Annotated in this window: 7 protein-coding genes; all 7 read left to right on the forward strand. The window is 29.5% G+C overall.

Going from position 1 to position 8,401, the window contains the following annotated elements:
- Window positions 1–1,216 precede the first annotated feature (1,216 nt).
- The 7 genes from TS70_RS05185 (at window position 1,217) to TS70_RS05215 (ending at window position 8,372) form a co-directional block, all read left to right on the forward strand.
- Window positions 1,217–1,483, forward strand: coding sequence for an Mbov_0395 family pilin-like conjugal transfer protein (locus TS70_RS05185; protein ID WP_443028837.1), 267 nt, complete (start codon window positions 1,217–1,219; stop codon window positions 1,481–1,483).
- An 11-nt stretch (window positions 1,484–1,494) separates the two neighbouring features.
- A complete protein-coding gene (locus TS70_RS05190; protein ID WP_198049615.1) occupies window positions 1,495–3,060 on the forward strand; it encodes an Mbov_0396 family ICE element transmembrane protein in 1,566 nt (521 codons plus the stop codon).
- Entirely contained in the window at window positions 3,050–5,572 is a 2,523-nt protein-coding gene (locus TS70_RS05195; protein WP_198049616.1) for an Mbov_0397 family ICE element conjugal transfer ATPase, read from the forward strand. Before TS70_RS05190 ends, TS70_RS05195 begins: the two co-directional genes overlap by 11 nt.
- A gap of 3 nt (window positions 5,573–5,575) precedes the next feature.
- Complete coding sequence (locus TS70_RS05200; protein WP_198049617.1) at window positions 5,576–5,914, forward strand: hypothetical protein; 339 nt, start codon at window positions 5,576–5,578, stop codon at window positions 5,912–5,914.
- A 97-nt stretch (window positions 5,915–6,011) separates the two neighbouring features.
- Entirely contained in the window at window positions 6,012–6,542 is a 531-nt protein-coding gene (locus TS70_RS05205; RefSeq protein ID WP_198049618.1) for a type IV secretion system DNA-binding domain-containing protein, read from the forward strand.
- The gene (locus TS70_RS05210) at window positions 6,514–7,515 is read left to right on the forward strand and encodes a type IV secretory system conjugative DNA transfer family protein (protein ID WP_308699453.1); all 1,002 of its coding nucleotides are present in this window, start codon (window positions 6,514–6,516) and stop codon (window positions 7,513–7,515) included. The genes TS70_RS05205 and TS70_RS05210 overlap by 29 nt, the downstream gene beginning before the upstream one ends.
- 434 nt (window positions 7,516–7,949) lie before the next feature.
- A complete protein-coding gene (locus TS70_RS05215) occupies window positions 7,950–8,372 on the forward strand; it encodes a single-stranded DNA-binding protein (RefSeq protein WP_198049620.1) in 423 nt (140 codons plus the stop codon).
- The last annotated feature ends 29 nt before the right edge of the window (window positions 8,373–8,401 follow it).

Below are 8,401 nucleotides of genomic sequence, written 5' to 3' on the forward strand. Positions count from 1 at the left end.
GACAAGTTAAAGTTAAAATAGCAAACACTGATATTGACACTGTTAAAGTCAACGGTTCTATTATGCCTAGCCCAAATAAAAAATGGGACTTTGATTTGCCAGTAGATAGCACGACTGTTGAAAATAAAGACTATAAAATTGTCATAGCATTTAAAGTTGATGGGAAAAGTTATACAGGGCAAATCATTGTGTCATCATTATTGGCACAACCAATTATTACTGTACAAAAAAACACATCGCCGTTTGGTAATGTTGCTAGTTATGTTTATCAAGTACCAACTAATGACAAAGTAGGGGAGTTTACTTTAACTAGTGATTTGTACTACTCTGATACCGAAGTTAAAGTTAGTTTAAACAAACCAACTGGTTCAACAGTACAAAGTGGTGTTGTATATGGTCTAAATGATAATTGACAAAAAAACGGTCAGACAGTAAATATTACTGGTGATGTGTCTTTAAATGCAACGATGTTAAATTCATATCAAGGTCGCTTTTTAGTTGAAACAAAAGATAGTGCTGATAATTCAAGTTTTTATTATATTGCTTTGAACAAAGATAATTTAACACCGAACTTTTGAGACACAGACCAAGGACAACAATTTTACGAATGAGCAAGTTTAAACGGATATAATGAGAGCATTAAAAAACTTAATGCAATACAACTAAACAAAATAATTAACGAAAGTAAAAACTGACAACAACTAGCAAGTGATAGTCAATTTGCAACGGCGGTTGCTGATTGGTTTAAAACCAATGGTAAATTGTCATCAAAAGCACCGTTGACAAAAGAGCAAGTCGTAGAGCAGTTAAAAACTCAAATCCCAAGCAGTATCAAAATTCCTGATGTAAATACTAGCAATTATGATNTAAACAAAGTTTCNTTTGNNTTAAACCAAAGTGAGTTTAAACCAAATGACAAAGTAAATATTACTGTTAAATACAATAACGCGACAGCAGAGCAATTTACCTTGCAAATCAAAGACAGCAAGACACCNGACAATAAGAAAGATGGNGATAGTAAATTGTGAATTATTGGCGTTGTTGTTGGTGTCTTGGCGGGTCTTGGTCTGGNGTATTGGTTGTTTAAAAGATTTGTTTTTGATAAATATTTTTTACCAAAAATTAAAAAAAACCGCCACGATAAATTNGTTGAACAAGTTAGAAAAGAAGAGGCCGAAAAAGACGCACAAAAAAATAAAGGTGGTGAAAAATAATGATGACTTTGTTAGCGACAAGTGGGGTTAATGACTTACTTAACAAAATTTTAGGTATTNCAATGNCAGTGTTAATTGCCATCGCAGTTGTATCAGCAATCATAATGATTGGTGTATATGCGATTGGTGGTAAATTCAACGCTGATAGTGCTAATCGCAAAGAAACAATTAAAAAAGTGATGTGGGTATTAATCTGTTTGTTAATTGTTATTCTTGCAAGTGCAATTGTATTGGCGTTTAAAGATACTATCGCACCAATCACAAGTTAGGTGGTGTAATTATGTTGTTCAGAAAACAAAAACAAGATAATTTAACGGTTATAAAATCAAAAAAACCAATATTAAAACAAGGGTTAGAGCGATTTATTGCCTATTATTTTAAAAAAATATTTACAATATTAGCAATTGCAATGATACCTTTGTTAATTATTGGTTGTATTGTCATTGCGATATTATCGGCGATATTGTGATTTTTACCAAATACTGAAACATCAAATAATATCCAAACATTTTTCTCTAATACTTTGAATGTTGAAACATTAGAAACAACTGGCGGGTCAAACATAATGGGGGACATTATTGGGTGAGCGATAAATAGTTTTTGTGCTATTTTGTATCTGATTTTTATAAAGCCGATTGTTTGATTACTGGGTGGAATGCAAGATGTCGTGTACTTTATTGGCGGGGGAGCGTTAAGTGAACGATTATTTAGTATGAATAATATTAACACGATATATTGATTGCTGTTTGGTATTGCCATGGTAATGTTTATTGTCATTATTGGCACAAAAGCGATAGCGTGAATGTATAATAATCGCCGCCACGAAATGAAAGCGGCGATTACAAATGTTCTTATTATCATTATTGCTATTCCGCTAATACCAACATTATTTATTATGGCAAATACAATTATGACAATGATTGTTAAATTGTTTTTGCAAAATGCACCGATTGATACAAATAATATTGCTTTGGCGATTTTTAATAGTAGTTTTATGAATGGTGTTCATCATTTTAGTTATATTCCTGTGTCGTGGACATTTGCAGATAGTAGCAATTTTAGTTATATTATTTGCTTAACGGCGGAGTGTTTTATGGTTTATATTATGTTTACTGTTTGTATGTTTCTATTTTGGCGAATAATTGAATTATTTATCTTATTGTGTTATTCGCCGGTTGTTGTTGTGATGAGTGTTGCTGACCAAGGACAACAATTTCGTAATTGAAAAGATATGGTCTTGGGGCGATTTATAAGTTATGCTTTTATGTTTATAACTTATAACATATTTATTATGAGTATTGCGGTGTTAGGGCAAGTGGCAACATTTATGCCTAATTCTTTATCGCAACCAATCTTTATCTTGCTTGGTATTTTTGCTTTTGGTTTTTCCGTTGCAAAATCACCACAAATTATAACAAGTTTAATTGGTGGTAATACAGCGATGAGTGATAGTATCGGTAATTTAATGTCATTTGGAATGGCAACTAACCTTGCCAAAATCGGTGGCAAATTCACGTGAAAATCTGGTAAATTTGCAGCTCGTAATGTGGTTGGTAAACCAATTGGTTTAACTCAAGGAATAAGTAGTGCAATGAAAAGTGGTACCCCATTTAAAGAAGCAACAGCGGGAGCATTGTTTGGTGGTTTTAACCCTAATACGGGTGGTGTTGCGGGTGCGTTTGCGGGTCAAGCAACGAAAACCAAAGATAAAGTTATGACAAATATAAGTGATTATCAAACATTTAAAGAACAACGAAAACAGAAAAACAATAAAGATAGTGTTTTAGAACAAGCAAGCACTAAAACATCAAAGAAAGATAAAGGAGATAAAAACAATGGAAAATAACCCAAAAATAATTACTAAAAAAGCAAGTAGAGTACGATTTACTGTTTCAAATATTTTGGGTGGTATTGGTTGAGCGGAACTTTTTATTATTTTTGTTGGCGTTGTTTTGATAACTTTATCTTTGACTTTGCTTGCAAAGTTATCGTTGCTTGGGGGAGTTATTACAACCGTTATTGTTTCTATTTTAACAATATTTTTGATTACACCAAATAAAAATGGTGATAAATTATACTATGTGATTTTTGTTGCCTTTGCTTTTTTATTTAAACGAAAAAAACATAACATAGAAAATAACAACTACAATGAAATTATTAATAACAGTGTTGTTTTTGAAAATAAAAAAGTTCTTATATATAAAATAAATGCTGTTGATTTAACATTGTCAACGCAAGAAGAACGCAATACCCCGATTTATGACTTTTCTAATTATTTGCGTGCCTTAAATTTTGATTTTGAAATCATCAAAATTGATAGTAAGTTGAATTTTGACAAAAATAAAAACTATCTTGCACAAACCTTAAAGCAAGATAGTTTAAAAAATTCACAAAAACATCAATTAAATAATTTTTTGTCTATGTCTGAATACTTGGAAAACCAAGATTTAAAGTTAGAACAAAATTATTATTTAATTGTTTTTACAAATAACAATGATAAAAAAATTGAATTATCGTTGTTATCATATAATCAACACCTTTCTTTAACTTTGCCAACAAGCGAAGAAATTAAAAAAATTGTTGATAAAAAAATTATACCAACAAATACAACAATTTTATCAGTAGCAACATCTATTAAAGAAACTGCAAAATATTTGAAACTAAATAACAATAAATTTGTTAGTTATCTTACTGTTAATCAGTTTCCATTGACTGTTAATGATATGTGGTTGAGTAATTTTAGCGAAATAGAAAATGTCAATATTTCTATTCGTGTTCGCCATTTAGACAATATGACAGCGTTTAAATTGCTTGACCGTGCAATACGAAGAACACAAGACCAAGAAACCAAAAAAGCAAGTGAAGATATTGAATTTAACTTATATTTACAAAATTTTAATGAGTTATTACAACTTATTCAAGTTGGGGGTGAAACCTTAAAAATGGTTTCAATTGTTTTCACTTGTTTTGCTGATAGTAAAAACGGTTTAGACCAAGTTGTTTCAAATTTAAAAAACGAAATGATAAGAAATCGTTTTACTATTAATGATTTAACATTTCGCCAGTTTGCAACTTATAAATGTTTGTTATTTAACAATAATGATAAATTAAAAAACATTGAGCAAGAAATGGCGACCATTACTCTTGCTAGTGCTTGACCGTTTCCAAGTAAACCGTTAAATGACCCGCAAGGACTAATAATGGGTGAAAATGAACAAATACAACCAATTATATTTGACATTAAAACCAAGTCATCAACACGAGCAAGTCACAATGGTTTTTTTGTGGGTCAGATGGGGTTTGGAAAAACATTTAATGTTAAAAAACAACTTAACTGATTATATTGTAATAACACAAAAATCTATATTATTGACCCACAACGCGAATATGGTAGTTTTGCCAATTATCACGGTGGGGAAATTATTGAATTTGGTAATAACCCAAAGGCAAAAATAAACCCCTTAGAAATCTTTACTGATAATTTTGCTGAACATATTTCGTTTTTAGAACAATGGTTTAAAAATTTGTACAGTGATTTAACAAATATTGACCTTGCTAAATTACAAGAATATATTATTCAGTTGTATAAAAACTTTAAAATAACTGCTGATACAAATTTAAGTCAATTAACACGGAAAGATTATCCAATTTTAACTGATTTATATAACTTGGTTAATAAACCAGAACAAGATACCTTGTTAGAAAAAATGTTGTGAAAACTAACCAAAGGAGCAGATGGCACCTTGTTTAATGGTGCTAGTACCTTAGAAATTAAAAGCGACTTGATTGTTTTTGATATTTACAATATGGCAAAATCAAAAACAATTGCTAACGCACAAATGTATTTGTTGCTTGCTTTGCTTGACCGTGTTATGAAAAAAAATAAAGAAGATAACTTAAATTTACCACCCGAGCAACAGAGTTGAATTTGCATTACTGTTGATGAGGCACACTTATTAATTAACCAAGATAATATGCTTGCGCTTAATTATTTATTTACTTTGTCTAAAACTTGTCGTAAATTTAATGGAATTTTATATATCTTAACGCAAAGTATCGGTGATTTTACCCAACACGGCGAAGAGGTTAAACGCCAAGCACGGGGAATAATTGAGCAGTGTACTTATCAATTTATTCATCATTTGAATTCAATTGGGTTGCAAAATTATACTGAATTATTGACTGATAACAATATGATAAATGCCTATGAGAAAAATGTTATTTTAACTCCTAAAAAGGGAATGTGTTTGTTTAGTATAAATGATAGGCGCTATATTTTGCAAGTTATTGCAACAAGTGAAGAAATCAAAGCAATTGGCACCCAAGAAGACATTAATAACTTAGGAAAGGAAATATAGTTTATGGAAACAAAAGATAGTGAATGAGTAACAGTTAACATTATGGCACGCAGAAAACTAAAACGCGAAACTGAAAAGGCCAGTTTATTTTCTATCCCCAAGCATAGGGGGTTGTCGGTGTGAATTAGTAAAAAATGCATTCACGGTTCGCGGAGTGGTAAATCACTTGCTGTTGGTATCAAAAGCACAGATGAATATATTATCTGATTATATGATAATGACGCTAAAATACATGTCAAAAGTGAAATTTGGCAAGGTCAATATTTAATCAATCTTTATCAATGTGAATGAAACAAAATTCTTGCAGCAATTAAAATTAACCAAGAAGCATTAAATAAATAAAATCGTTTCTATTGCATTGAGTTAATATCTTATTCATTAAAATAACTTTCAATGCAGCACAGACAACGATTTTTTTATAGAAAGGTGGCGGGTTTAAATGTGAAAAAAAATTATAAATTGGCGAGATAAAAATATTAGCAATAAAATTATTTACTGATTTATTTTCATTTTGGTTATTCCGTTTATTATGTTGTGCATAATAAATTGTGCTTCGGCGATTATTATTATGTTTTTAAAATATCATACATTAGATTTTAAAAACTTTCATATTGCTTATGTTGATAAATATAGTTGGATAATTTCTTTTGTATTGTTTATTATTGCGTTATTATTTTTCTTGTGATTTTATGTAAGTCATAAAATAAATAATATGGATAACCCGAAAACAAAACAACAAAAAAGAAACAAAGCAAGTGATAAAGAATTTAAAACATTACAATTAAAAATGCTAGCACTTAATAATAAGTATGGTATTCCAAAAACTAATTTAACTCAACATACTTTGTTGGTTGGTACAACGGGGGGTGGTAAAACAACGACATTAATGTTTTTGGTAAAACAACTAACTCAAATATTTAAACAGACCACAATTATTATTGATGGTAAAGGGGGATATTGATTTAATTAATAAAGTAAAACACTTAGACCCTAACGCTTTTATTTGAGAAATTGGTGACACAACGGAATATAACCCTTTTGCTACAAAAGATAGTGTTGTGTTATCAGATAAGATAATGTCGTTGTTTGATTTTTCTGAACCTTTTTATCGCGATAAGGCAAAACATTACTTACTAATTTTATTAAATGTTTTAATAGAAAAGAAAATTGATATTACTTTAAACAATATTATTGAATATTTTAATATTGAAAAATTATTAAAGTTAGTTGATGTTAAAAGTGAAAATTATGATATGCTTAGCAATAATTTTGAAGAAAAAGAAATATCAGGGATGTTAAGTAAACTTAATATTACTAATATTCAGTTAAATAATTCGCTTAGCAAAAATAATACTTTACTTGAATTAATTACTAAACATAAAACAATTTTGTTTAGTATTAATTCATTGAAATACCCCGAGTTGGCGGGTTCGGTTGGAAAAATCATTATCCAAGATTTAAAAGAATTAACCACGCTAAAACCAGTTAATCAAAAAATTAACATTGTTTTAGATGAGTTTAATGTCTTTGCGAGTGAAACGATTGTCAATTTGATAAATAAGTCGCGTAGTTTTAATTATCAATGTTTTTTGTCATTTCAAACAATCAACGACCTAAAAACAAACAATATGAATTTAACAGATACTATTTTTGGAAATGTTAGCACTATTGTTTGTCATAACATTAAAGACCCTAACACAGCGGAATATGTCGCTAGTGTCTTTGGTACCCAAGAAACCGAAAAACTAACGCGACAACTTGATTTTAAAAATAACACTGCTGATATGGGTTCGGTACGAACGGTGGATGAATTTATTGTACATCCAAATGACCTTAAAACTTTAAATGTTGGGGAATGCTATTTAAAAACCACTCTTCCGAGTGGCAAGTTATTTATTAAAAAAATTCAAGTTAACCCAACTTATTTAGATAATTTATTTTAACAATTAAATAAATAATACACTCTACCTGTGCTATAATAAACACAACTAAATAAACAAAAAGAAAAATGACCTGAACGTCATTCTTCTACACACCTTATTAAGCGGTCAGGAAAACCGTTTAACTAGGGCTTATTAATTTAACCCCCACCGTTTGGTAGGTCAGTTAAATTATAACATTTTTTAATTTTTGTGTATAGGTAGAATGATAAAAAAGTCATTCTACCTATTTTTATTTTTTAGAAAGGAACCAACAACAATGAAATGTTATAAATATATTTGTCTAAATTGTGGAGCTGTATTTAAAATAAAAAGACATACCAGATATTATACGACTGGATGTACGGGAAAAGAATTACAACTCATTCCTAATTTAGAAAATAATTGCAGCTCAAATTTGAGTTCACAACTTAATTTCACAGAAAGGAAATAACAAAATGAATCAATTTATCGGAATTGGTAGAACCACCAAAGATATAGAAATTAAACAAACAAGTAATGGAAAAGAATATGCCATATTTCAATTGGCAATAACACGCCCATATTCAGTTCAAAAAGAAACTGATTTTATCCCTTGTCAAGTTTGAAATAAACAAGCAACTATTTTACAAAAATATTGTCAAAAAGGTTCTCAAATTGCAATTACGGGTATTTTACAATCTTATAAAAACAAAGAAGATAAAACACAGTGAATAGTACAAGTATCTAATTATGAATTTTTACATACAAATAATGATTTAAAAAAAGATATTTTACTATCTGAAAAACCAAATGAAATCATTGCCGAAGAACAAGCAAATTATAGTTCAGAAGATATTAAAGAATTATTTAATGGTGATGATGCCATTTTATGAGATTAGAATTTAAAACATTAACATTAATATTATTT

Source organism: Spiroplasma sp. hyd1, assembly GCF_016082235.1.
Classification (GTDB): Bacteria; Bacillota_I; Bacilli_A; order Mycoplasmatales; family Mycoplasmataceae; genus Spiroplasma; species Spiroplasma poulsonii.